The following is a 25009-nucleotide window of genomic DNA, read 5'->3' on the forward strand; positions in this document are numbered from 1 at the left end:
ATACCTTTATTCGGCTCATCGGCTATCCACGGGCATGAAAAAGGGCGCCCTGTCAGCCAGGGCACCCTCCGATCTGCTGCGTATTACCTCACCTGGGCACGGCGTCCAGCGCCGCGCACCTAGGCGACACCCTTCAGTCCGTGGTGATCCGCGAATGCTTGCGCGTGTCCTTCATGGTCGCGTACACCAGCAGCGAACAGGCGATGCAGGCGGTGACGTACCAGTAGTAGCCCGTCTCCATGCCGGCGCTTTTGAACCACAGCGCCACGTACTCGGCCGTGCCGCCGAACACCGACACGGTCAGCGCATAGGGCAGGCCCACGCCCAAGGCGCGGATTTCGGTGGGGAACAGTTCGGCTTTGACCACGGCGTTGATCGAGGTGTAGCCGCTGACGATGATCAGCGCCGCCATGATCAGGAAGAACGCGCCCCACCAGCTCTGGATGGTGTGCAGGGTGGTCAGGATCGGTACGGTGAAGATCGTGCCCAGCACGCCGAAGGCGATCAGGATCGGACGCCGGCCGATCTTGTCCGACAGTGCGCCGATCACCGGTTGCAGGCACATGAACAGGAACAGCGTGGCCGCCGAGATGGTGGTCGAGTCGCTGATGCTCATGCCCACCGTGTTCACCAGATACTTCTGCATGTAGGTGGTGTAGGTGTAGAAGGCCAGGGTGCCGCCCATGGTCAGGCCGACCACGGTCAGCAGCTCCTTGGGGTGGCGCATCAGGGTGCGCATCAGGCTTTCCTTGGCTTTTTCCTTCTTGGTGAACGACGCGGTCTCTTCCATGCCACGGCGCAGCCACAGGGCGACCACCGCACACAGCGCGCCGATCACGAAGGGTACGCGCCAGCCCCAGGCGTACAGCTCTTCGGTGGTCAGGGTGTTCTGCAGGATGATCAGCACCGCCAGGGCGATGAGCTGGCCGGAGATCAGCGTCACGTACTGGAAGCTGGAGAAGAAGCCGCGGCGCTCCTTGCTGGCCATCTCGCTGAGGTAGGTGGCCGAGGTACCATATTCGCCGCCGACCGACAGGCCCTGCATCAAGCGCGCGACCACAAGCAGCACGGGCGCCGCCACACCGATGGTTTCGTAGCCGGGGGTCAGGGCGATCACCAGGGAACCGGCGCACATCAGCAGCACCGAGGCCATCAGCGCCGCCTTGCGGCCCTTGCGGTCGGCGTACAGGCCCATCAGCCAGCCGCCGATCGGGCGCATCAGGAAGCCCACGGCGAAGATCGCAGCGGTGTTGAGCAGTTGTGCGGTGGTGTCGCCGGCGGGGAAGAAGGCTTTGGCGAAGTACAGCGAGAATGCGGCGTAGACGTACCAGTCGTACCATTCGACCATGTTGCCGATCGAGCCACTGAAGATCGATTTGAGTCGGCTGGAGGTGCTACGGATGGCGGGCGCGGGCTGCGCCCGGCCTGGCAGGGGAGTGGTGTTATCCATCAGGGATACCTTCTCATTGTTTTTTTTAGGGCCCGCTGTGGCAGGCAGGCCTGGACGGTTGCAGAAGGTATGCCAATTGGGTGCGCAGCGATTCGAAAGGGTGCGCAGGCTCGGCCTGAAGCCGTCACAAGGGCCTAGCTAGCGGGCTTGCACAGCTGAAAAAGCAACACTCAGGTGATTCGGTACGTCCTGAAAATACAGTGTTGCGCTCACCTCTAAGCGGAAATCCGCCTATCCATGCTTAACGATGGGCAAGATTCCGCCTATTCGCGCTCGATGAAATCCTCGCGCACCAAACCATGGCGCTGCATCTTCTCGTTGAGCGTGCGGCGTGGCAGTTGCAGCGCCTCCATCACCGCTTTGATCTCGCCTCGATGCTGACGCAAGGCGGCGCGCAGGCACTGCGCTTCGAACGCTTCGAGCTGTTCGGCCAACGACGGGCTGCCGGCATCGGCTTGCGTTTCGGGCGCATCGAGTCCCAGCGCATGGCGCTCGGCAGCATTGGCCAGTTCGCGTACGTTGCCGGGCCAGTCGTGGGCCAGCAGTTGCGTCAGTTGCAGCGCCGACAGCGGCGCGGTCTGACGGCCCAGGCGCTCGGCGCTGTGGCGGGCGAAGTGCTCGAACAGCAGCGGAATGTCTTCGCGGCGCTCGCGCAGGGGCGCCAGGCGCAGTTCGGCGACGTTCAGGCGATAGGCGAGGTCTTCGCGGAAGCGCCCGGCACGGGCCTCCTCGAGCAGGTCGGGCTTGGTCGCGGCGATCACCCGCACATCGACGCTGATGCTTTGGTTGGCGCCCAGACGCTCGAGCTTCTGCTCCTGGATCACCCTCAGCAGCTTGGCCTGCTGGGCCAGCGGCATGCTTTCGATCTCGTCGAGGAACAGCGTGCCGCCGTGGGCGTATTCGAGCTTGCCGATGCGCTTGCCCTGGGCGCCGGTGAAGGCGCCGCTCTCGTGGCCGAACAGCTCGGCCTCGAACAGAGCCTCGGGAATCGCTGCGCAGTTGAGGGCCACGAAAGGTTTGCCGGACCGCGGGCCATAGTCGTGCAGGCAGCGCGCCACGCGCTCCTTGCCGCTGCCGGTCTCGCCGCGGATCAGCACGTTGACCGGCAGGGCGGCCAATTCCAGCACCTGTCGGCGCAACTGCTGCAGGCCTTGCGACATGCCCAGCAAGGTGCCTTCCAGGCGCGACTTGAGGTCGGCCTGCTCGTGCAGGCGTCGGTTCTCCAGCACCAGTTGGCGCTTTTCCAGAGCGCGGCGCAGGCTGCCGAGCAGGTGTTGCGGCGTGAAGGGCTTTTCCAGCAAGTCGTAGGCGCCGCGGCGCATCGCATCGACCGCCATCGGCACGTCGCCATGCCCGGTGAGCAGGATCACCGGCAGGTCGGCATCGCGCTGCTGCAACCGTTCGAGCAGTTGCAGACCGTCCATGCCCGGCATGCGCACATCGCTGATCACCACACCGGGGAAGTGCGTGGGCAACTGCGCCAGGCAGGCCTCGGCGCGGTCGTGCAGCTGCACGTCGAAGCCCGACAGGCTCAGCCATTGTTCGATGGCCGTGCGGATGCTCGCTTCATCGTCGATGACCATCACCGAATTCAACATACAGGCTCCAGATCGCAGGGCAGGGAGAGGGTGAAGCAGGCGCCGCCGGCCAGGTTCTCGACCCGCAACTGGCCACCGGCCTCGTGCACGATACCGTAGGAAATCGCCAGCCCCAGCCCCAGCCCGTCGCCCACCGGTTTGGTGGTGAAGAAGGGGTCGAAGACTTTGGGCAGGTCGGCTTCGGCAATGCCGCCACCCGAATCGATCACGCTCAGGCGCCAGTCGGGGCCGGCGTGCTCGATGCGGATCTCCAGGCGCTTGAAGCGTTTGTCGGCCATGGCGTCCAGGGCGTTGTGCAAGAGGTTGATCAGCACCTGCTCCAGGCGGATGGCGTCGCCGCGCACCCAGGCCGGGCGCGCCAGATACAGGGCCAGATCGATGCCGTCGCTGCGCAGGCGGGTGTCGAGCAGTTGCAGGGATTGATCGACCACGGTGGCCAGGTCCAGACGCTCGCGCAAGCCGCCGGGGCTGTTGCGGGCGAAGGTCTTCAGGTGGCCGGTGAGCGCGGCCATGCGTGCGAGCATCTGTTCCAGCGGCTCCAGGGCCTGGCGGGCCTGGTCGATGCGGCCATGGTCGAGCAGCAGGCGCAGGGTCTCCAGTTGCATGCGCTGGGTGGTCAGCGGCTGGTTGATCTCGTGGGCCAGGGCCGCCGACATCTGCCCCAGGGCCGCCAGCTTGGCGCTCTGCACCAGGCCTTCTTGGGCGGTGCGCAGCTCGCGGGTGCGTTGCTCCACTTCGCGCTCCAGCGCTTCGCGGCTGCGCTGGCGCAGACGTGCCAAGCGCAGGCGCTGGCTGACGAACAGCGTGGCGAATACCAGGCTCAACCACACCGCCGCCGCGCCCAAGGCGGCGTTGCGGCCGTCTTCGCCCAATTGCGGTTGACGCAGCAGGTGCAAGGTCCAGCCTTCGCTGTCCAGCGGCAGGCTTTCCCAGAGGTAATCGCGGCTGCCTTGCGGGCCTTGCACGCGGCTCAGGCGGCTGTGCTCGGTGAAGCGGCTCAGCACCTGGTGTTGCAGCGGGCGCAGGGGTTGCTTGTCGTACTGCCGGGTTTCGGCGAGCTCGGCGCGGTCGTCACGGCTGAGCGAGCGCAGTTCGCGGTAACGCCAGCCTTCCTGGTTGGCGATGAAGATGATCCCGCGCGCATCGCTGACCAGCACCACGTCGCTGCCCTGGCGCCAATCGCGTTCCAGCTCGGGAAACTCCAGCTTGACCACCATCGCACCCAGAAAGCGCTCGTGTTCGTCGTTCACCGCGCTGGAGAGGAAGTAGCCCGGCACGCCGCTGGTGACGCCCACGGCGAAGAAACGCCCGGTGCCTTCGCTGCGGGTCTGCTTGAAGTACGGGCGAAAGCCGTAGTTGGAGCCGACGTAGCTGGTCGGCAGGCGCCAGTTGCTGGCCGCTACGGCAAGGCCGGTAGGGTCGAGCAGTTCCAGGGTCGAGGACTGCGCCGCGCCATTGATGCGTTCCAGTTTGCGGTTGAGCGCCTCCTGCGCCGCCCCCTCGACCGGCCCGCGCAGGGCCGCGATCAATTCCGGGTCGAGGGCGAGCACGGCGGGCAGGGCGCGGTAGCGTTCGATCAGGGTGTGCAGGGACGTGGCGTACAGGCTCAGTTGCTCGCTGGCGCGCATGGCATCGGCGCGCATCGCGTCGCGCTTGGCGTGCTGCATGGCCCAGCCGGCGCTGAGCACGGTGCCGGCGACGATGGTCAGAATCATCAGCCCCAGACGCAGGGCGCGGTAGGACAGTGGCATGGGGCGATCCCCTGGAAGGAAGTAGCCGGGCGATGGCTCGGGGTCGGGGCGCCGTTGCGGCGGCACCCCGAGCTGCGGTCAGCGTAGGTCGAACGACTGCTGCTGCACGTCTTGGGAGTCCAATCCCACTTGCACGTTGAAGGTGCCCGCTTCGGCCACGTGCTGCAGCTGGGCGTTGTAGAACTTCAGGTCGTCCTCGCCCAGTTCGAAAGCGAGGGTGCGCGATTCGCCGGCCTTGAGCATCAGCTTCTCGAAACGCTTGAGTTCCTTCACCGGCCGGCTCATGGAGCCGGTCACGTCCTGCAGGTAGAGCTGCACCACGGTTTCGCCATCGCGCTTGCCGGTGTTGCGCACCGTGACCTTGGCCTGCAAGGTTTCGCCGCGTTGCAGGTGCTTGCTCGACAGGCTCAGGTCGGACAGCGCGAAACTGCTGTAGCTCAAGCCGTAGCCGAAGGGGTACAGCGGGCCGTTGGGTTCCTCGAAGTACTGCGAGGTGTAGTTGCCCGGCTGCCCTGGGGTGAACGGGCGGCCGATGCTCAGGTGGTTGTAGTACAGCGGAATCTGTCCCACCGAACGGGGGAAGGTGATCGGCAGCTTGCCGGACGGGTTGTAGTCGCCGAACAGCACGTCGGCGATGGCGTTGCCGCCCTCGGTACCGCTGAACCAGGTTTCCAGAATGGCGTCGGCCTGCTCGCGTTCCCAGCCGATCGACAGCGGCCTGCCGTTCATCAGCACCAGCACCAGGGGCTTGCCGGTGGCTTTCAAGGCCTTGATCAGCTCGCGCTGGCTGGCCGGGATTTCCAGGGTGGTGCGGCTCGACGACTCGTGCGACATCCCGCGCGACTCGCCGACCACGGCCACCACCACGTCGGCCTGCTGGGCGGCCTTGACCGCCTCGTCGATCAGCACCGCGGGCGGGCGCGGGTCGTCGACGATTTCCGGGGCGTCGAAGTTGAGGAAGTTGAGGTAATCCAGAATCGCCTTGTCGCCGGTGACGTTGGCGCCCTTGGCGTAGACCAGCTTGCCCCGGCCGTCGAGCGCCCGGCGCAGGCCTTCGCGCACGGTCACCGAATGCTGCGGCCGGCCATCGGCGGCCCAGCTGCCCATCATGTCGATGGGCGCGTCGGCCAGTGGGCCGACCACGGCGATGGCGGCGGATTTGCTCAGGGGCAGGGTCTGTTCGCGGTTCTCCAGCAGCACCAGGCTGCGCTTGGCCACGTCGCGGGCGGCGTCGCGGTGCAGGCGCGATTCGGCGTAGGTGTCCGGCACGTCGTCTTCGGGCTTGCCGATGCGCACGTAAGGGTCTTTGAACAGGCCCATTTCGTACTTGGCACCGAGCACTTCGCGCACCGCCTGGTCGAGCTCGGCCTGGCTCACTTCGCCGGATTTCAGCAGCCCGGGCAGTTCCTCGCCGTAGAGCGAGTCGTTCATGCTCATGTCGATTCCGGCCTTGATCGCCAGCTTGGCCGCCTCGCGACCGTCGCGGGCCACGCCGTGGCGGATCAGCTCCTGGATCGCGCCGTGGTCGCTGATGGTCACGCCTTTGAAGCCCCAGTCCTTGCGCAGCAGGTCGTTCATCAGCCAGGTGTTGGCGGTGGCCGGCACGCCGTTGATCGAGTTCAGCGCCACCATCACGCCACCGGCGCCGGCATCGATGCCGGCGCGGTAGGGCGGCAGGTAGTCGTTGTACATCTTCGGCAGGCTCATATCGACCGTGTTGTAGTCCCGCCCGCCTTCCACCGCACCGTACAGGGCGAAATGCTTGACGATGGCCAGGATGCTGTCGCGCTCGGCCGGGCTTTTGCCCTGAAAGGCGCGGACCATCGTTTCGCTGATGCGCGAGGTGAGGTAGGTGTCCTCGCCGAAGCCTTCGCTGGTGCGACCCCAGCGCGGATCGCGGGCGATGTCGACCATGGGCGCGAAGGTCATGTCCAGGGCGTCGGCCGAGGCTTCGATGGCCGAGGTACGGCCGACCTGGGCGATGGCCGCCAAGTCCCAGCTCGAGGCCAGGCCCAGGCTGATGGGGAAGATGGTGCGCTCGCCGTGCACGGTGTCGTAGGCGAAGAACATCGGGATCTTCAATCGGCTGCGCATGGCCGCGTCCTGCATGGGACGGTTTTCGGCGGCGGTGCGCGAGTTGAAGGTGCCGCCTATGCGGCCGGCGGCGATTTCCTCGCGGATCGTCTGCGCGGTCATTTCCGGGCCGATGCTGATCAGGCGCAACTGGCCGATCTTCTCGGCCTGGTTCATCTGCCCCAGCAGGTGGTCGATGAAGGCCTGCTTGTCTTGCAGGGCGGGAGCGGCGTCGGCGGCGAGGGCCGCCTGACTGACAAGGGCGAAAGCCAAGCCCAGCAAAGGCAATTTCATGGTCGATTCCGTCATGGGGCGCAGGCCGTCTCCGGGGGGAGTACGGGCAACCGAAGTGTTCGGGCGGCTATTGTTGTACAGTGCGTCGGGCCACGGCATGCCGGTCTGCCGATGGCCGGCGCCGAATTATGCCTGATTATGGCTGTGGCTCCAGAACCACGATGCACCCATAACTATAAGAAGCCACCGAGACCCAGGGCATGACTTCGCTCACCCCCTTGCAACAGCGCCAGATCGTCGAGGCCGTCGCCGGCGCCGAGCGGCGCACCGCGGCCACCGTGCGTGTAGTGCTGGCGCGCCGCACCGATGACTACCCCTACCTCCCGCTGTTCTGGGCCGCCTCGCTGGCCTTGGCCGTCCCTTGGCTGGTGCAGGCGGTGTTCGGCTGGCATCTGGGCCGGGGGCTGATGCTGCTGCACGGTCTGCTGTTTATCGGCCTGTGCCTGCTACTGCGCCATCCGCGCCTGAACGGCCGGCTGGTGCCACCTGCATTGCGTCGCCGGCAGGCGGCGCGGCTGGCACGCCAGCAATTGGAGCTGCAAGACGTGGGGCAGGGAAGGTTGCTGATCTTCGTGTGCGAGGCCGAGCGTTATGTGCAGATCCTCCACGACGCCACGCTCGCGCCGGCTGTCGCGGCCGGTACGCGGCACCTCATCGAGGCCCGGCTGCGCGCCGACCTCGCCCAGGAGCGACTGTTGCCCGGGCTGTTGCTGGCCATCGAACGTTGCGCCGATCTGCTCGAAGCGCTGCCGCCGGAAACTGGACGGACACCGCCAGCCCAACGCCTGGCCGGCCAGCGCCTGACGCTGCTCGATTAGCCGCGCCCATCGCCTGGCGCTTCGCCTACCTGCGCCGGCCACGTAGAATGCGCGCCATTGCGCCCTGCGCTCCCGCACTCCGAGGCACCCGCTGTCCATGTCCGTTACCGCTCCCACCGCTGCCGCGCCCGATGCGCGCAGCCAGTTCCTCGCCCTGCTCGACCGGGCCCTGGCCGACAACACCCTGAGCAAGCTGGTGCTGGCCCGCCATGTGGGCAGCGATGCCAGCTTGCAGCGGATCATCGCCAAGCCGGTGCTGATCAAGGGCCAGCCGCACCTTTCGCTGGTCTATCGGCACCAGACCCGTGACATCACCCGCAACCTGCCGCTGGCCGACGTGCCGGCGCTGGCCGCCGAGCTGTTGCCCGCCGCCTTTCGCAATGCCCACCTGTTCGACGCCGACGGCGAAGTGCAACTGACTTTCAGCAAGAAGGGCAAGGCCATGCTGCAACGCCATGGCGCCCAAGCGCCGCGCGAGGCCGCCGCCAGCACCGGCCACGACCGTGAGAAGAAACGCCACCTCGAGCTGTCGCGGCCTTTCCTGCGCGACCTCGGCGTGACCGACGCGCAGGGCGCCCTGATCCCGTCGATGTCGCGCAAGTGGAAGCAGATCAACAAGTTCATCGAAGTGTTCGAGCACGCCTTGGCCAGCGCGCCGCTGCCGGTCGATCGACCGTTGCGGGTGGCCGACTTCGGTTCGGGCAAGGGTTACCTGACCTTCGCCATGCACGACTACCTGCGCAACAGCCTGGGCCGCGAGGCGCAGGTGACCGGCGTGGAACTGCGCCCGGACATGGTCGAGCTGTGCAACGCCGCCGCCTCGCGCCTGCAACACCCGGGCCTGCGCTTCGAGTGCGGCGACGTGCGCACCGTGGTGCCGGACGCCATCGAAGTGATGATCGCCTTGCACGCCTGCGACGTCGCGACCGACTACGCCATCCACACCGGCATCCGCTGCCAGGCGGCGATCATCATGTGCTCGCCGTGCTGCCACAAGCAGCTGCGCCCGCAACTGCGCAGCCCCGAGTTGCTGCAGCCGATGCTGCAATACGGCCTGCACCAGGGCCAGCAGGCCGAGATGCTCACCGACAGCCTGCGCGCGCTGTACCTGGAAGCCTGCGGCTACGAGACCAAGGTGTTCGAGTTCATTTCCCTGGAGCACACCAGCAAGAATAAGATGGTCCTGGCCGTGAAGCGCGAGCGGCCGCTGCCGAACCACGAGCTGCTGGCGCGCATCGCGCAGTTGAAGGCGTTCTATTCGATCACCGAGCACTGCCTGGAAACCCTGCTGCGCGCCGACGGCCTGCTGCCGGCGCACTGAGGGCGCTCAGCGCCGGCGCAGGCTTTTCGGTGGCTCGATGGCCAGCGTAGGGGCCGCCAGCGGGTGGCTGCTGGCGTCGAAGAAGTCCAGGGCGGTGCCGGGCAGGTCGCCCAGCCGCTCGCCGAAATGCCGCTGCTGGTTGAGCACCGAGGCTTCGCCCAAGGGCCGGATGCCCACGGCGATGCGCGCCGGACGCGCTTGGCGCAGGGCCTCGAGCACATGCCCGTCGCTGTCGTCCAGGTGCTGGCCGAGCAGGCACAGGTTGCCGCCTTCGATGGCCAATTGCGCCAGGCACCAGGAGAGGTAATCGCTGCTGCGGATGGCTTGCAACTTATGTGCGCTCGGCGCTTCGTTGACGAACAGCGGCACTTCGCCCGGCACGTTCACCGCCGCGCCGTCGAGCAGTTCGCGGCCCTCGGCGGCGCGCAGGCGCGTGGTGCCGTCGGCCTGGCGCAACAGGTGCAGGCCGCCGTGCAGGTGCAGTACGCGAGTGCCGTCGGCTTGCGTGCGGCGCACATCGAAGAAACCCTGCTCGTCGAACAGTGCCGCAAAGCCCTCGGGCTGGTGCTGCACGGCCCAAGGCAGGATCAGGTCGTAGTTGCTGGTGTACACGCTGCGGTAGCGGCGCAGCTCGGCGTTGATCTGCGCCAGCGTGGCGTCCGGCACCAGGCTCAGCGGCACGTGCACGGCGCGGATGGCGTGGATCAGCGCCTGCTTGATCGAGTAGTAACGGTTGAGCGGTGCGGTGGAGTTGATGGCCAGGGCGGCATTGGCGCGTACGGTAGTGTTCAGCGCGCTCAGCACCGGTTCGAACAGTTCCGTGCCCAGGGCCTTGAACAGCGCCTGGTCGCTGATGCCCAGGGCCTTGTGGCGCACCTGCTGGGCCTGCTCGAACAGCGAGAAGTAGCCGAACGGTTTCCACAGCGCGCGGCTGGCGCCATTGCCCAGCAGTAGGGCGGTGGCGGGGTGGCGGTCGTTGAGCTCGGCCCAGGAGGGCAGGTGGACATCGCGTGCGGGCATTGGACTTCCATTGGCGGTCGCGTAAACGCCGCGACTGTAACACGTCGCTTTGGCGCACCGCGCGGGCTGCCAGGTGCCGGTCGGCCGAAAGCGACGGGCGTCGAGCGGCAGTTCTTGAGGTCGCACGCGGCTGCCTATATCGTCCGCACCATTCATCTTTAGGTAGGAAAGGTTTCAGGCTATGGCGAGCGAACATCTTGGCGCGGAGCAGTACGTCGAAGGCCGTCTGGTGGCCGTGATCCTGCTCGTGCTCACCGGCGTCGGCGCCCTGGCAGCCACCACCTTCTGCGGTGGCCGGGCGTGCGCGTTGGCCGCGCCGGTGGTCGCCTGCGCTGTGGTGGCGGCGCTGGTGCTGCTGGCCGTGCTCAACCGCGGCGCCAAGCGGCCCAAGCGCGAAGGGCGCAGCTACCTGCTGGCGTTCGCGGTGGCGCTGGTCTGGGCCGGTGGGGTGAGTGCGTTGGTGCTCGGGCAGACCGCGCCGGCGCAAGCGCACCTGGCGCTGTTCGCCGGGTTGTTGTGCGGTTTGCTTGGGGGCGTCGCGGCGGCGATCGTCGCGCACCTGTGGCACGAGTGGCCGAGCAACGCAGCTGCGCGCCCGACCCGCCGCGAGGCGAAAGCCCGGCAGGCGCTGGCGCAGGTCAAGGATCGGCTGTGAGGCGTGTGGTCGCCATCGCACGCTAGGCCTTGCGCATGAGCCCGCCCACGTCGCGCTGCGCCGGGTACGCGAAGGTTTCGGCAGCCAGTGCCCCAGGCAACGGGAATGATTTGCCCACCGTTGCGCTCGAACCTGAAACGACGGCTCTGCAAACCCAAGCGGCTCGCGTTGCGCACACAGGACTGAACGATGGCCAAAGAGATCAAGAACCCCTGTATTTCCGAGTGCAAGGTCAACAGCGAGATTTGCCTGAGCTGCGGGCGCAGCCGCGAGGAGATCCGCAAGTGGAAGGGCATGAAGCGCTCTGAGAAGAAGGACACGGTGGAGCGCGCTGCCGTGCGGTTGAAGGCGATCAAGAAGAAAAAACGCGACAAGAAATGAAAGGTCTGTAACCCAATCCTGCCCGGCTTCGGCAGCTCGAAGGCGAATGCGCGTGATCCGTAGCATGCAGCTGAGCAGGGCCCCTGAAGTGGCGCGCCGAACAGCGCAAAGCCGTTCGCCTACGAAAGCACGGCGGGCAAGCGAACACTGCCTCGACAAGCCTCAAGCCCACTGGAATGGGCACTTGGCAGGTAGACGGAGCAGGGCCTCTCAGGAAGCCCGTGCTTCTGGTCAAAGCGAATGCCTCGCGTGCCCTCCCTCCACCTAGCGCACGCTCGCCCGCACCTTTTCGCGAAAGCTGCTTTCGTAGCCGTCCTGGCGTTTCAACCGCTCAGCCAGGGTCGGCAGCAGGCTACGCGCAACCACGACGATGCCGTCGCGGTCACCGACGATGGCATCGCCCGGATAGCACACGACATTGCCGCAGGCGACGGCGATGCCCACCTGGCCCGGACCCCATTTCGAGGGGCCGGCCGGGTTCACCGCGCGGGCATAGACGGGCAGCCCCATGCCGTCGAGTTCTTCGACGTCACGCACCGCGCCATCGATGACCACCGCCGCCACCTGCTTGGCCAGGCAAATCTCACCGAGCAGGTCGCCGAACACCGAGCGGTTCACCTCACCGTTGCCGTTGATGACCAGCACGTCCCCTGGCTGCGCTTCGTCCAACGCGCGGTGGATGGCGAGGTTGTCACCCTCGCGCGTGTTCAGCGGCAAGATGGTGCCGAAGAACCTGGGCTTGCCGGCGGTGTGGCGAATGGCCGAAGCCATCATGCCCATACGGTCGAGCACGTCGCCGATCAGGGCCACCGGGTAATGCGAGATGTCCTCGACCAACGCCAGGTCGGCGCGCTCCCAAGTGGCGTTAACACGGATCGACTCATCGGACACATTGATGAACATTGCATACCTCCCGTTTCGAACGAGGCTTAGCCGAGCGACTTCGCCACAGGCTGGTTGACGGGGTGGGCAGGTGCCCGGCCCTCGAGTACGGCGGCGATCGCTTCCAGGGCGCTCATGCCGACGCGCAACAGCGACTCGTCGGTCTGGCCGGCGACATGGGGCGTGACGATCAGGTTGGGCGTGTTGGCGATGTCCGGCGTGGCATGCGCGAAGGGGTTGATCATGTCGATGTTCTCGGCGGCCAGAACGTCAGCCCCCGCACCGGCCAGCTTGCCGCGCTTGAGCGCGTCGACCAGCGCTTGCTCGTCCACCACGCCGCCACGGCTGGTGTTGATCAGCATCGCGCCGGTTTTCATCTTGGCGAACTCGGGCGCGCCGATGAGGTTGCGCGTGGTCTGCAGCAGCGGCACGTGCAGGCTGACGACATCGGCCGTGGACAGGAGGGTGTCGAAGTCCACCCAACGCCTGTCCGAGCCCGGGTCGATGGCCGGGTCGGTGAAGATCACTTTCATGCCGAACGCCTCCGCTACAGGTGCCACGCTCGAGCCGATGTTGCCGAACCCCACCAGGCCCAGCGTGCGCCCTTCGAGCTCGATGCCGGTCAGCGAGAGGCGGTCTTCTGCCCAGATCAGGTTGCGGGTTTGCTCGGAGGCCAGCGGCAATTTGCGGCACAGCGACAAGAGCAGGGCGAAGACATGCTCGACCACGCTGCGCTGGTTCGCACCCGGCGTGTTCGTGACCCAGACGCCGTGGTCGGCGGCCGCTTCGCAGTCGACGTTGTCATAGCCGGCACCATGCCGAGCGACGATCTTCAGCTTCGGCGAGGCCGCGATCATTTCTGCGCTGATGCGGCCACCCCGCAAAAACACGGCATCGACCTGATTGTGGATTGCTTCATAAGCGACGGCATGGGGGCCGTAGCCGAGACGAACCTCGCCGATCTCTGCTAGGCGGGAGAGGATCGTTTCGTGGATGGGGCTGGTGACGTAGATCAGAGGCATGCTGTCGTACTCAGGCGAATTGATGTTTTTTGTCGTCGTCGGCCGCTTGGTTGCGCACCGTCCACAACACGATCAGGCCCAGGACACCGGCAGCGCTCAGGATGAAAGCGGGCGCCGTCTGGTTGCCGCTTGCGCCGATCAGCCAGGTGGCCATGAACGGCCCGATGCCGCCGCCGATGACGGCGCCCACGCTGTGGCCGAAGGCGACGCCGGTGTGGCGAACGTGGGTTGGGAAGAATTCGGGCATGACCGAATAGGTGCCGGCCAGACACAGCGCGTAAGGCACCATGCCCAGGGCCAGACCGGCCATGGCCAGGCTGACCTGACCTTGCTGCATCAGCAGGAACGAGGGCACGGAGAGCAGTGCGTAGCCGAGATAGGCCAGGCGCAGCACAGCCTTGCTGCCGATGATTGAGCCGAGGTGGCCCGCCAGCGGAATCATCAGCGCGGCGAAGCTGACGGCCACCAGCACGATGGTGGAAGCCTGGCCCTTCGAGTAGCCGAGGATCGAGCTGAAGTACGCGGCGATGAACACCGTGCCGATGTAGGTGCCGATGTTCTGCACCAGGGCGATCATCATGACCTTGGTGAGCGGGCGCATGTAGTCGCGGACCAACTCGGCGAAGGGTGCGCTGTGTGCTTGGTGATCGTCGGCTTTTTTCGATTCGAATTCCGGGCTGTCTTCGATGCCCAGGCGCATCCACAGGCCAATGATGCCCAGTGGCAGGGCCAGCAGGAACGGAACGCGCCAGCCCCAGTCCGCCATCTGCGGGTCGGTCAGCCACGCCGCCGCAAGACCGGCGATGGCTGCGGCGAGCCCTTTGCCGAACTGTGCGATCGACGGCAGGAAGGAGATGTACAGCGAGCGACGATGGGCGGGCGCCCACTCGCGGATGTAGCTGGCCGCACCGCCAATTTCACCGCCGGCGGAGAAACCCTGCAGCATGCGCAGCGCGACGAGCAGGATGGGCGCCCAGACGCCGATCTGCGCATAGCCTGGGAGCAGGCCGATGAGTGTCGCGGCAATCCCCATCAGGGTGATGCTCGCGATCAGACTCGTTCGACGCCCAACCTTGTCCCCGAGCCAGCCGAACGCTATGGCGCCGATCGGACGCACGAGGAATGCCGAGCCGAAGACCAGGAAGGTATTGAGCAAGCCCGTGGTCGGGTCGTCGGAAGGGAAGAAGACCAGCGCGAGGGTGGCCGCCAGATAGCCGTAAATGCTGAAGTCGTAGTACTCGACGAACGTACCGAAGACGGCTGCGGCGGTAGCCTTCTTGGCTTTCGTCTTGCGCTCGATTCCAGGCTCGGGCAGGGCGACGGACTCCGTCAACGTATTGTTGTTATTCATAGGTCACTCCACTGTGTGGATCACGTCCGCTTTTAAAAAAATGGGACAGTGTCCTGTTTTGTTTTTTTAGAGAATCCTCGCGCTCAGCCTGGCTGTCAACCGGCGGCGATTGCTCTGCACCTTGGAACGGGCACAAAATGGGGCCCTCCCGATGCCCTGCCAGCCGACCAAATGCCTAACGCACCCACTGAACATGCGGCTTCCAAAGCCTGCGCAGCCACCTCCAGCCACGGTCGACTGATCGAGGTGCTGGATGCTTTGGTCAGACGAGCGGATGGCGAAGCCTGGGGCGTAAGGGAGCTGGCCAACGAGCTCGAGCAAAGCCGGAGCACCGTCAACCGCATCCTAGTGGCTTTGGTCGAGCGGGATTTTGCGGTCGAGGAGGGCGTCGGAAAATATCGAGTGGGGCCGCGCTTCAGGGTGCTGATGCACGCGCTGAATCACCGCAGTGCGCTTTTAGGTACGGCCCGGCAGCTACTCGATGGCCTGGCGCAGGGTGCACGGCAGGCGGCCGTGCTGTCGGTGTATGCGCCGCATGCGAACGGCTACTACATCCTGCACTGTGGCGAGGCCCCGGCCACGTTGTTCTTCAGGCCCAAGCGCGGAAATCCGTTCCCTTTGGCGTTCGGAGACATCGGTAGGGGGTTTAGCGAGTACCTGCGAACGCATGCCTGTTCGGAGGAAACTCCACCCCAGCGAATACCGCTCGAACCGTCAAAGGGCATTGCCGAAATCGAGTTCCCTACGGCTGTTTCGATGGTGGTGAGGCCACTGGCACCGGGGTTGCTGATCCTGGTGTCGCTGCATGAGCTGGGCGGTGTCGAGGCCAAGGTACGCGACACGGCCCAGGTGGTTCTCGAGCAGATAGCCGACCGTCTGGCACAGACGGTCGGCGTGTCGGGCGGTGCTGGACCTGAGGTCGTCAGCGATGGCGACAGTTCCATCGTCGCCCGGCTGGAGGGGCTGCTTCAGTTGGTCTGCGCCGAGCCCAATGGCTACGCGTGCGGTTCGGGTATGGCCGTCCAGTTGCACTGCAATGCGGCGACGGCCAAGAAAATCATGGGCTCCGCTACGCTCGAACGCTTGATACACAGCGACGGGCAGGCGATCCACCCCAGTGCCCGTCTCTATCAATGGGCAGCGCTGCTGAGCAACGAAACCCACTCCCCCGTGAAACTCTGCAAGGCCATCGTCGACGCCCTCGTGAAGGAAACGGGCGAGACCATCGCCTACCTGGCGTTCGACCGTGCCACTGGCAAGGCCCAGTTCCTCGACGTTGTCCAAGGTTGGCGGCCCATCCAGTACCAGCTGGAAACCGGAGTGGAGGTCCCGCTATATGCAGGGGGGGCGGGTAAAGCCGTGTTGGCTCATCTGCCAGATGCGTTCGCCGAGGGTTTGACGCTGGAAAAGCTCACCGAAGCGACGATCACCTCGCACGCCAAGCTGCGTGCCGACCTTCAGTCGATCCGCGATCGAGGCTGGTCGATGGGCGACGGCGAACGGGTGCTGGGCGCCTTCGGTATCGGCGTGCCGTTCTTCGTCGACGGGCACGTTGCCGGATCGATTTCCGCGACCATACCGCAGTACCGCAAGGAAGACTGTGACATCCCGTCCCTGGTCGAGAGCATGAGGCTGGCCTCGGAACGCATTGGTCGTTTGCTTTCTGTGGGGGCAGGGGGCGAGTCGTGTCTTGAGACCAGGCGCTGCAAAAGGGCAGGCGTGTCTGATGGCAGGGCTGGACACTTGTGGTCGTGAGGGAAGGTGGACTGGATTCTAGCGCTGAGGCCCACGTATGTCGGGGCTTGGAGGTGGAGCGGGTAGAGGGAATCGAACCCTCAACTAAAGCTTGGGAAGCTTTCGTTTTGCCACTAAACTATACCCGCTTCGCAGGGCGACTTTTTACCAGAGTGCGGCAGGTATTGAAAGCACGAACTGTGAAATAACCGCCTTCCTCGCTTCGCCCCGCAATGCCTTTGCAGCCTTTCTCAGCCTGTCTGCCGCCGGTTGCTCTGCCATGCGCGGATCAAACCGAAGCGATTTCCTCCGCATCCAGCTCACGATACTCCCCCGGCGCCAGCCCAGGATCGAGACGAATCGCCCCCATCTGCTCGCGGTGCAGCGCCACCACCTTGTTGTCGAACTGGCCGAACATGCGTTTGACCTGGTGATAGCGCCCCTCGACGATCGTCAGGCGTGCCTCCCGTGACCCGAGAATGTCCAGTTGGGCGGGTAGGGTGGTGAGGTCTTCGAAGGCGAAATGGAACCCTTCGCGAAAGCGCGCCACGTAATGCGCGCCGATCTCGTCTTCGGTATGCACCAGGTAAGTCTTGGGCTGCTTGGTACGCGGCTGGGTCAGGCGGCGCGACCATTGGCCGTCGTTGGTCAGCAGGAGCAGGCCGGTGGTGTTGTAGTCCAGGCGGCCGGCGATGTGCAGGCCTTCGCGCAGTGCGGGCGGCAGCAGGTCGAGCACGGTGGCGTGCTCGGGGTCGCGGGTGGCGCTGACGCAGCCGGCCGGTTTGTGCAGCATCAGGTAGCGCGCCGGCTCGCCGGCTTGCAGCACCTGGCCGTCCACGTGCACATGGCTGAACACCCTGACCTCGCAACGCGGATCGTCCACCGCCTGGCCATCCACGCGCACGCGCCGCTGCGCCAGTAGCAGGCGCACTTGCTGGCGGTTGTACTGGGGCAGGTTGGCGAGAAATCGGTCCAGGCGCATGAGGGTCGGCAGGTAGTGGGCAAGGGCGCGCAGTCTAGCGCTTTGGCGGGGCGAGCGCCGCAGGGTCTCCATGCGGTCTTGGTGATGCTGCCGATGCCGCGGTCTAGCGGGACGGCGATACCGCTTCCAACCGTGCCAGTACGCCCGCGCAACGCGGACATAAACAGCGGCTGTTGCGTTGCTCCAAGGGTAGGGCCAACAGCACCGCAGGGTCGATGCTGACCCCGTAGCACCAGCAGGGCTGGTCCGCGCGTTGCGGGTCGGCCAAGACGCAGTCGTTGCGGTTACCGCAGGCGGGGCAGTGCTGGGCGTCAGTCATGTGCGGCTGCCAAGCGTTCGCTGCGCAGGCGCTGGCGCGCGTTTTGTTGGGCGGGGTAGGGAGCGTCAGTCATGCGCGGTCTCCAAACGTTCGCCGCAGACGCGGTTGCGCCCGCCCTGCTTGGCGCGATACAGAGCGTTGTCGGCCCGGGCCAGCAAGGCTTGCAGGTCGTCGCCCGGCTGCAGGCTGCTCATGCCGATGCTGGTGGTCAGGCGCAACGGCCTGCCTTCGAAGCTGAACACCAGTTGTTCGGCGCGCAAGCGGATCTTGTCGGCCACATGCAGCGCCGCTTCGCCTTCCACACCCCGCAGCAGCACGATGAATTCCTCGCCGCCCCAGCGGCAGAGGATGTCGGTCTGACGCAGGCTGCCTTGCAGCACCAGGGCGAACTGGCGCAGCACTTCGTCGCCGGCCAGGTGGCCATGGGTGTCGTTGAGGACCTTGAAGTGGTCGAGGTCGATCAGCAACGCCACCAGTGGCGTCTGCTCGCGCTGGGCCTGTTGCAAGGCACGCTCGGCCAGCAGGTCGAAACTGCGTCGGTTGGGCAGGCCGGTCAGGCTGTCGAGGGTGGCCAGGGCCTCGGTGTTGTCCTGGTGGCGCTTGATCATGGCGTTGAGCAGCAACAGCACCACCAGGGTGATCATCGCGCAGATCAGCAGATTGATGTACAGCGACTCGCGGATGCGGTCCAGCGCGCCGGTCTCGCGCTTGTCGACCATCAGGTACCAGTTCAGCTCGGGAATCAGCCGCACGTTCAGGTAGTGGCTGTGCCCGTCCGCGTCTTCGTAGCTGTGGCTGCCGGCGCTGGGCGCCTGCATGCGGCCGGCCATGCTGCCCAGCGCGGCGTTGTCCGCCATGCGGTCGCCGACGCGCAGGCCGTGGGGGGCGCCGTCGGAGCCTGTGAGCAGCACTTTGCCCTGGGCGTCGGTGAAGAACACCGAGCGTTGGTAGCGGCGTTGGTATTCGTCGATCAGTTCGACCACCGTGTTCACGCTCAAGCCCACGCCTGCCGCACCGATAAAACGCTGGTCGTCGTCGAGCACGCGGTAGTTGATGAACAGGGTCAGGGCGTCCTGGTTGGCCATGTCCACATCGACGTTGATCTCGTAGGGTGCAGCCCCATCGTGCAGGCGGAAATACCAAGCGTCGCGCCAGTTGCCGCCCTCCACCTTCTTCAGCACACCCTTGGCCTGGTAGTAGGTGCGGCTGGCTTCGGAGACCAAAAACGCGGTGAAGGTGCCTTGCCGTGCCACGATCTCGCCGAGGTAGCGGGTCATGCGTGTGGGGTCTTGCTCGCCGGCCAGCAGCCAGTCGCGCACGAAGGTGTCCTGGGCCATCATCGAAGCCATCAGCACCGGTCGGATCAGGTCCTTCTGGATTTCCGAATAGACGGTGTTGGAGGTCAGCGGCAGTTCGGTGTTGATGATGCTGTCGCGGATGGTGCTGCGCGAGGCGAGGTAGCTCAGCAGCGAAGTGGCCAGAAAGCCGCAGGTCAGCAGCACCAGCAAGGCGAGGATCAGCGAGCGCTGCGAGAACAGAGCGGAGCGAGGCGGCATGATCTTCCCATGATGTTTGCCAAGGCGGGCCATTCTAGTGACAAGCAGGAAAAATGGCCCTATGTTTTTCCACAGCCGGAACACCTGTTTCAAATTGTTGCTGGGCTGGCACCGAACCCTGGAATCGCGGTCCTAGCTAAGCCGATCCACGTACCTGGGTCGGCGCCCGCCAGCGTCGTTGGTCTGGGCACCCCAGCGGTCCGGGAGGCCGCCCATGTTTCCTCGAATCCGAATGCTGTTCCTCGCACTCGCGGCGTCGCTGACGGCCGCCTGCGTACCCTACACCGGCGCCGGCCAGTACCGCACCGAGGTGTATTCCGTCGAGCGCGAGGTGTACCCGAGCGACGGCTATTACGTGGTGCCGCAGCCGCGCTATCGCTACGACGCGCCGCCCCGCTACTACCCGGCACCACGGGGTTACTACCGCGTGGTGCCCGATCCGCGCCTGCGGCCCTATGCGCCACCGCCGGTGATCATCCGCGAACGTGGCCCGCGTTATGACTATGGCCATCGTCAGCGCTACGACTATGGCCGCGATCGTGACCGGCATGACTACCGCAGGCCCTACCGCGACGGGCCACGCCATGGTGGGCCGGGGAATTGGCCGGGTCGTGGCGACGGACCGCGGCAGCATGGCGGGCACTACGGTCCGCGTCGGTAAGGCGGGCACTGCCCCGCGCGATGGATGCGGGCCGCTCCAGGTTCGCTTGGCAACCGCACCCGCAGGGCCGGGCGAACCGAACGTATCGGCCGCCGGTCCCATGGTTGACATGGGCAAGACGCTTTTCTACTGTCGCGCCCCCTGATTTCGGACCGCCCCATGACCGACGACGATCGCATCAAGCTCGAACCCAGTTGGAAAGCCGCCCTGCGCGCCGAGTTCGACCAGCCCTACATGCACCAGCTGCGCGAGTTCCTGCGTCAGGAATATGCCGCCGGCAAGCAGATCTACCCACCCGGGCCCCTGATCTTCAATGCGCTCAATTCCACGCCGTTGCCGCAGGTCAAGGTGGTGATCCTCGGCCAGGACCCGTACCACGGTCCCGGCCAGGCCCATGGCCTGTGCTTCTCGGTGCAGCCGGGCGTGCCCACGCCACCGTCGCTGGTCAACATCTATAAAGAGTTGCAGCGCGACCTGAACCTGCCCGTGCCCAACCATGGCTATCTGCAGAGCTGGGCCGAGCAGGGCGTATTGCTGCTCAACACCACCATGACCGTGGAGCGCGCCAACGCCGCCTCGCACGCCAAGAAAGGCTGGGAACACTTCACCGACCGCATCATCCAGGTGGTCAGCGATGAGTGCGAGCACGTGGTGTTCCTGCTGTGGGGCGCCCATGCGCAGAGCAAGCAGAAGCTCATCGACGGTACCAAGCACCTGGTGCTCAAGTCGGTGCACCCCTCGCCGCTGTCGGCCTACCGTGGGTTCATCGGCTGCGGGCATTTCAGCCGGGCCAACGGCTTCCTCGAACAGCGCGGTATCGCGCCGATCGATTGGGCGTTGCCGGCCAACCCTGGCGCGTGAGCCTCAGCCGGCGCGTTGCCAGCGGCGGAACAGGGGTTCGGCCAGGAACAGGACGAACAGCAGGCGCATGACCTGCATGGCCGTCACCAGGGGCACCGACAGTTGCAGGGTCTCGGCCGTCAGGCTCATCTCGGCAATGCCGCCAGGCATCATGCCCAAGGTCAGCGAACGCACGTCGAGCCCGGTCAATGTGCTCAGCGCCCAGGCCGCGGCGCCTGCGACCGCCATGCTCAACGCAGTGGCGACCAGGGTGCGGCCCAAGAAGGCCGGCGCTCGGCGAAAGAAGGCGCGGTTGAAGTGACAGGCCAGGCCGCTGCCGATCAGCCATTGGCCGATCTGGCTGGCGCCGTCGGGCAACGAAGTGTGCAGACCGCCGGCCAGGCTCACCGTCGCCGCTACCAACAGCGGCCCGAACAGCCAGGGGTTGGGCTGGCGCAGGCGTTGCCAGAGCAACGCGCAGCCCAGCGCCAGCGGCGCGATCAATGCCAACCACGGCCAGCTTACGCTGCTGCTGTGATTGAGCGCTACGCCATCGCCCAGCAGCAGCTTGAACAGCGCCGGTACGCACAGCACCACCGCCAGCACGCGCAAGCTCTGCGCCGCCGCCACCTGGCTGAGTACCGCGCCGTTGCGCGCACCGAGGTTGACCATCTCGCCCGAACCGCCCGGCATGCTGGCGAAGAACGCCGTGGCGCGGTCTTCGCCGCTGCGGCGCAGCAGCGCCACGCCGATCACGCTCGACAGCGTGGTCAACAGTGCGCCGAACAGGATCAGCAGGAAATGATGGGAGACTTGCTCGATCACCAGCGGCGTGAAGTGCAGGCCGATGCCCACGCCGATGATCCATTGGCCGCATTTGCGCCCGTGGGGTATTTCCGACAGCTGCCAGGGGGTCAGGCAGCGCACCAGGATGATGGCCAGCAGGGCGCCGACCATCCACGGCAAAGGCCAGCCGACCTTGCTGGCGAGAAACCCGCCCGCAAGGCCGACCAGCCCGGTTGCCCAGTACAGCGGCAGACCGCGATCAGGCACCGGCCAGTGCCCGACGTGCCTTGGCACGGCGGCGCCAGATGCGGATCAGCGGCAGCGAGATCATGCACGCGGTGAGGATCCACACACCCAGGCTGATCGGGCTCGACCAGAGGATGCCCAGTTCGCCGTTGGAGATCGACAGCGCGCGGCGCAGGTTCTGCTCCATCAGCCCACCCAGGATGAAGCCGAGCAGGATCGGCGACAGGGGGAAGTCCAGCTTGCGCAGGATGTAGCCCATGATGCCGATGCCGACCATCAGGAACAGGTCGAAGGTGGTGGCATGCACGGCGTACACGCCGATGCCGGTGATGATCGCGATCACCGGCACCAGCGCCCAGTTCGGCACGGCCAGGATGCGGGTGAAGATGCGGATCATCGGGATGTTCAGGATCACCAGCATGATGTTGGCGATGAACAGCGAGGCGATCAGGCCCCAGACGATGTCCGGCTGCTGCTGGAACAGCAGCGGGCCGGGGGTGATGTTGTACAGCGTCAGCGCGCCGATCATCACCGCCGTGGTGCCCGAACCGGGTACGCCCAGGGTCAGCATCGGCACCAGGGCGCCGCAGCAGGAGGCGCCGATGGCGGTTTCCGGCGCCGCCAGGCCGCGGGCATCGCCCTGGCCGAACTTGCCGCTCTCACCGGCCATGCGCTTCTCGGTCATGTACGCCACGGCGCTGGCCAGGGTCGCACCGGCACCGGGCAGCACGCCCATGACGAAACCGAGCAGGCCGCAGCGGATGTTCACCGCGAACACCGACGCCGCTTCCTTCATGTTGAACAGCATGCGCCCGGTGGCCTTGACCGCCTGGTGGCCGTGGTGGGTCTTCTCCAGCAGCAGGAGGATTTCGCTGATCGAGAACAGCCCCAGCACCAGCACCACGAACTGAATGCCGTCGGCCAGGTGCACGCTGTCGCCGGTGAAGCGGTACACCCCGCTGTTGGCGTCGATGCCCACGGCCGAGAGGAACAGGCCGATCAGCGCGGCGATGAACGTCTTCAAGGGTTTGTCGCCGGCCATGCCGCCCAGCGCGACGATGGCGAACACCATCAGCACGAAGTATTCCGCCGGCCCGAAGGCGATCGCCCATTTCGCCAGCAACGGGGCGAACAGCACCATGCCGCAGGTGGCGATGAAGGCGCCGATGAACGAGCTCCAGGCCGACAGCGACAACGCCACGCCGGCCAGGCCCTGGCGGGCCATGGGGTAGCCGTCGAGGGTGGTCATCACGGTGGAGGCTTCACCCGGGATGTTCAGCAGGATCGAGCTGATGCGGCCGCCGTACTCGCAGCCCAGGTACACCGCCGCCAGCAGGATCAGCGCCGATTCCGGCGGCAGGCCCAAGGCGAAGGCGATGGGGATCAGCAGGGCCACGCCGTTGATCGGGCCCAGGCCCGGCAGCAGGCCGACCACGGTACCGATCAGGGTGCCGCTCAGGGCGGTGACCAGGTTGTAGGGGGAGAGGGCAACGCCGAAGCCCTGGCCCAGGTAGCTCAAAGTATCCATGTCTCAGTTCTCCAGAACGCTGAGCAGGCCAAGGGGCAGCGGCACGTCCATCATGTGGTCGAACAGCCAGTAGAGGAACACGCTCATCAGCGTCACCACGATGGCGCTGTGCAGCCAGCGGCCGCCATACAGGCGGGCCATGGGGATGCCGACGAGGATCGCGCTGAGGATGAAGCCCAGCGACTCGAAGGTGTAGGCGAACAGCAGCAGCAGACCGACGCAGGCAGCGATCTTGGTCAGCGTGGCGCGGTCGAGCTCGGGCTCATCGTCCTTGCGCACGATCGGCGTAGGGCGGATCGCCAGGTACAGCAGGCCCAGGCTCATCAGGCCGAGCATCAGCAGCGGATAGGCACGCGGCCCGACCGGCTCGTAGGAAAACGCAGCCTGGTAAGGCCAGGCCATCACTGCCAGTGCGGCACACACCGCCAGCAGGATGAGGGCGAAGAGGCGTTGCAGGATCATGGACAATTCCTCGATTAGGAAAAGGCTGAATCGGGGTGTAGGAACATTCGGCTAGGCGCTCCGATTAGCTGCGATGGCACCGTGTAGGAGCGGCTTTAGCCGCGATGGGCGGCAACGCCGCCCTACCTCAGCCATCGTGTAGCGTCGGTGAGAGCGAGGTTGCAGCCGTCGGGGCGGCGTTGCCGCCCATCGCGGCTGAAGCCGCTCCAACAGGGGGACGCATCGCGGCTGATCGGAGCGCCGAACCGACCGCTCCTACAACAGAACCGCCGGCTTACTGCACCAAGCCGAATTCCTTGGCCAGCACCTTGTACTGCGCCACCTGCTGCTTCACATAGCCGTCCAACTGCTCGCCGGTCATGGCGAAGGGGAACAGCTCGCGCTGGTCGCGCAGCTTGGCGAATTCTTCCGAGGCCAGCACCTTGTCGAAGGCCTCTTTCCACCAGGCGTAGTCTTCGTCGCTGACCTTCGGCCCCAGGTAGAAGCCGCGCACCACGGGCCAGACGATGTCGTAGCCTTGCTCCTTGGCGGTCGGGATGTTCTTCATTTCCGGATCGTCCAGACGCTCTTCGGAGAACACCGCGAGCAGGCGCATGTTGCCGCTCTGGATGTGCGGCATGGAGTCGGAGATGTCCGTCGAGCCGACCTGGATGTGCCCGCCCAGCAGCGCGGTGGCGATTTCGCCGCCGCCTTCCAGGGCCACGTAGCGCAGGTCGCGCGGGTTGATGCCGGCGGCCTTGGCGATCAGCGCGGTCTGCATCCAGTCCTGGCTACCGACGGTGCCGCCCGAACCGATCACCACCTTGCTCGGGTCTTTCTTCAACGCCGCGACCAGGTCGTCGAGGGTCTTGTAGGGCGAATCGCTTTTCACCGCGATGGCGCCATAGCTGGTGCCGACCGCCGACAGCCAACGCACGGCGTTTTCGTCGAAACGGCCGAACTTGCCCTGCGCCAGGTTCAGCAGCGAGCCGCTGGACCAGGCCACCAATGTGCCGGCGTCGGCCGGGCGCTGGGCGACCACGGCGTTGTAGGCCACAGCGCCCACGCCGCCGGGCATGTAGGTCACGCGCATGGGTTTGCTGAGGATCTTTTCGTTGACCAGGGCGCTTTGCACCAGTTTGCACGTCAGGTCGAAACCGCCGCCGGGCGAGGCCGGGGCGATGCATTCGGGGCGTTTGGGCTCAGCGGCCAGGGCATTGCCGACCAGCAGCAGGCAGCCGGTGGCCAGGACGAGGCGGCGCAGGGAAAAGGTCATCGTCTATCTCCGTCACACTTGTTG

22 protein-coding genes and 1 tRNA gene are annotated in these 25009 nt (G+C 65.9%); 7 read left to right on the forward strand and 16 right to left on the reverse strand.

What is annotated here, in order from left to right:
* Window positions 1–133: 133 nt before the first annotated feature.
* From B4M43_RS05125 to bglX, 4 genes are all read right to left on the reverse strand, one after another.
* Entirely contained in the window at window positions 134–1450 is a 1317-nt protein-coding gene (locus tag B4M43_RS05125; protein ID WP_296264800.1) for an MFS transporter, read from the reverse strand.
* 263 nt (window positions 1451–1713) lie between these two features.
* A complete protein-coding gene (locus B4M43_RS05130; protein ID WP_296264802.1) occupies window positions 1714–3048 on the reverse strand; it encodes a sigma-54-dependent transcriptional regulator in 1335 nt (444 codons plus the stop codon).
* Window positions 3042–4799: an ATP-binding protein gene (locus B4M43_RS05135; RefSeq protein WP_296264804.1), complete on the reverse strand. Its 1758-nt coding sequence runs from the start codon at window positions 4797–4799 to the stop codon at window positions 3042–3044. The genes B4M43_RS05130 and B4M43_RS05135 overlap by 7 nt, the downstream gene beginning before the upstream one ends.
* Window positions 4800–4877: 78 nt before the next feature.
* Window positions 4878–7166 (reverse strand): beta-glucosidase BglX, encoded by a 2289-nt coding sequence (gene bglX / locus B4M43_RS05140; protein ID WP_296264806.1) that lies wholly within the window; start codon window positions 7164–7166, stop codon window positions 4878–4880.
* A 200-nt stretch (window positions 7167–7366) separates the two neighbouring features.
* Here bglX and B4M43_RS05145 point away from each other — a divergent pair, with 200 nt between their 5' ends.
* Both B4M43_RS05145 and B4M43_RS05150 read left to right on the forward strand, forming a co-directional pair.
* On the forward strand, window positions 7367–7984 hold the full coding sequence (locus B4M43_RS05145) for a hypothetical protein (RefSeq protein WP_296264808.1): 618 nt from the start codon (window positions 7367–7369) through the stop codon (window positions 7982–7984).
* Between the two features lie 97 nt (window positions 7985–8081).
* Complete coding sequence (locus B4M43_RS05150; protein WP_296264809.1) at window positions 8082–9305, forward strand: class I SAM-dependent methyltransferase; 1224 nt, start codon at window positions 8082–8084, stop codon at window positions 9303–9305.
* A 6-nt stretch (window positions 9306–9311) separates the two neighbouring features.
* On the opposite strand, the gene B4M43_RS05155 is transcribed toward B4M43_RS05150, so the two are convergent.
* Window positions 9312–10325 (reverse strand): DUF4917 family protein, encoded by a 1014-nt coding sequence (locus tag B4M43_RS05155; protein ID WP_296264810.1) that lies wholly within the window; start codon window positions 10323–10325, stop codon window positions 9312–9314.
* Window positions 10326–10506: 181 nt separating this feature from the next.
* On the opposite strand from B4M43_RS05155, the gene B4M43_RS05160 reads away from it, so the two are divergent.
* On the forward strand, window positions 10507–10980 hold the full coding sequence (locus tag B4M43_RS05160) for a hypothetical protein (protein ID WP_296264812.1): 474 nt from the start codon (window positions 10507–10509) through the stop codon (window positions 10978–10980).
* Between the two features lie 189 nt (window positions 10981–11169).
* Complete coding sequence (locus tag B4M43_RS05165; RefSeq protein ID WP_296264814.1) at window positions 11170–11361, forward strand: DUF1289 domain-containing protein; 192 nt, start codon at window positions 11170–11172, stop codon at window positions 11359–11361.
* Window positions 11362–11625: 264 nt separating this feature from the next.
* Here B4M43_RS05165 and B4M43_RS05170 read toward each other — a convergent pair whose 3' ends face one another.
* From B4M43_RS05170 to B4M43_RS05180, 3 genes are read right to left on the reverse strand one after another with little or no spacing between them, the layout of a single operon-like run.
* Complete coding sequence (locus B4M43_RS05170; protein ID WP_296264817.1) at window positions 11626–12264, reverse strand: RraA family protein; 639 nt, start codon at window positions 12262–12264, stop codon at window positions 11626–11628.
* Between the two features lie 26 nt (window positions 12265–12290).
* Complete coding sequence (locus B4M43_RS05175; RefSeq protein ID WP_296264818.1) at window positions 12291–13265, reverse strand: hydroxyacid dehydrogenase; 975 nt, start codon at window positions 13263–13265, stop codon at window positions 12291–12293.
* A 10-nt stretch (window positions 13266–13275) separates the two neighbouring features.
* Entirely contained in the window at window positions 13276–14616 is a 1341-nt protein-coding gene (locus B4M43_RS05180; protein ID WP_296264820.1) for an MFS transporter, read from the reverse strand.
* A gap of 171 nt (window positions 14617–14787) precedes the next feature.
* Here B4M43_RS05180 and B4M43_RS05185 point away from each other — a divergent pair, with 171 nt between their 5' ends.
* Window positions 14788–16371, forward strand: coding sequence for an IclR family transcriptional regulator domain-containing protein (locus tag B4M43_RS05185; protein ID WP_296264822.1), 1584 nt, complete (start codon window positions 14788–14790; stop codon window positions 16369–16371).
* A 54-nt stretch (window positions 16372–16425) separates the two neighbouring features.
* On the opposite strand, the gene B4M43_RS05190 is transcribed toward B4M43_RS05185, so the two are convergent.
* The 4 genes from B4M43_RS05190 to B4M43_RS05205 form a co-directional block, all read right to left on the reverse strand.
* A tRNA-Gly gene (locus B4M43_RS05190) sits at window positions 16426–16499 on the reverse strand.
* A gap of 140 nt (window positions 16500–16639) precedes the next feature.
* Complete coding sequence (locus B4M43_RS05195) at window positions 16640–17332, reverse strand: pseudouridine synthase (RefSeq protein WP_296265334.1); 693 nt, start codon at window positions 17330–17332, stop codon at window positions 16640–16642.
* A gap of 103 nt (window positions 17333–17435) precedes the next feature.
* Entirely contained in the window at window positions 17436–17651 is a 216-nt protein-coding gene (locus B4M43_RS05200; RefSeq protein WP_296264824.1) for a cysteine-rich CWC family protein, read from the reverse strand.
* A gap of 65 nt (window positions 17652–17716) precedes the next feature.
* Window positions 17717–19207 carry a sensor domain-containing diguanylate cyclase gene (locus B4M43_RS05205; protein ID WP_296264826.1) on the reverse strand — a complete coding sequence of 497 codons (1491 nt, stop codon included), beginning with the start codon at window positions 19205–19207 and terminating at the stop codon, window positions 17717–17719.
* Between the two features lie 214 nt (window positions 19208–19421).
* Between B4M43_RS05205 and B4M43_RS05210 the strand changes: the two genes are divergently transcribed.
* The gene (locus B4M43_RS05210; RefSeq protein ID WP_296264828.1) at window positions 19422–19868 is read left to right on the forward strand and encodes a hypothetical protein; all 447 of its coding nucleotides are present in this window, start codon (window positions 19422–19424) and stop codon (window positions 19866–19868) included.
* Between the two features lie 159 nt (window positions 19869–20027).
* Entirely contained in the window at window positions 20028–20729 is a 702-nt protein-coding gene (ung, locus tag B4M43_RS05215; RefSeq protein ID WP_296264830.1) for a uracil-DNA glycosylase, read from the forward strand.
* 3 nt (window positions 20730–20732) lie between these two features.
* Here ung and B4M43_RS05220 read toward each other — a convergent pair whose 3' ends face one another.
* The 4 genes from B4M43_RS05220 to B4M43_RS05235 all read right to left on the reverse strand — a co-directional run bounded on the left by B4M43_RS05220 (window position 20733) and on the right by B4M43_RS05235 (window position 24985).
* Window positions 20733–21761, reverse strand: a complete 1029-nt coding sequence (locus B4M43_RS05220; protein ID WP_296264832.1) for an AbrB family transcriptional regulator — start codon at window positions 21759–21761, stop codon at window positions 20733–20735.
* Window positions 21754–23268: a tripartite tricarboxylate transporter permease gene (locus B4M43_RS05225; RefSeq protein ID WP_296264834.1), complete on the reverse strand. Its 1515-nt coding sequence runs from the start codon at window positions 23266–23268 to the stop codon at window positions 21754–21756. Before B4M43_RS05225 ends, B4M43_RS05220 begins: the two co-directional genes overlap by 8 nt.
* Window positions 23269–23271: 3 nt before the next feature.
* Complete coding sequence (locus tag B4M43_RS05230; RefSeq protein ID WP_296264836.1) at window positions 23272–23730, reverse strand: tripartite tricarboxylate transporter TctB family protein; 459 nt, start codon at window positions 23728–23730, stop codon at window positions 23272–23274.
* 274 nt (window positions 23731–24004) lie between these two features.
* Window positions 24005–24985, reverse strand: a complete 981-nt coding sequence (locus tag B4M43_RS05235) for a Bug family tripartite tricarboxylate transporter substrate binding protein (protein WP_296264838.1) — start codon at window positions 24983–24985, stop codon at window positions 24005–24007.
* Window positions 24986–25009: the final 24 nt, after the last annotated feature.

The organism is Pseudomonas sp. UBA6562, from assembly GCF_002434265.1.
GTDB lineage: Bacteria > Pseudomonadota > Gammaproteobacteria > Pseudomonadales > Pseudomonadaceae > Aquipseudomonas.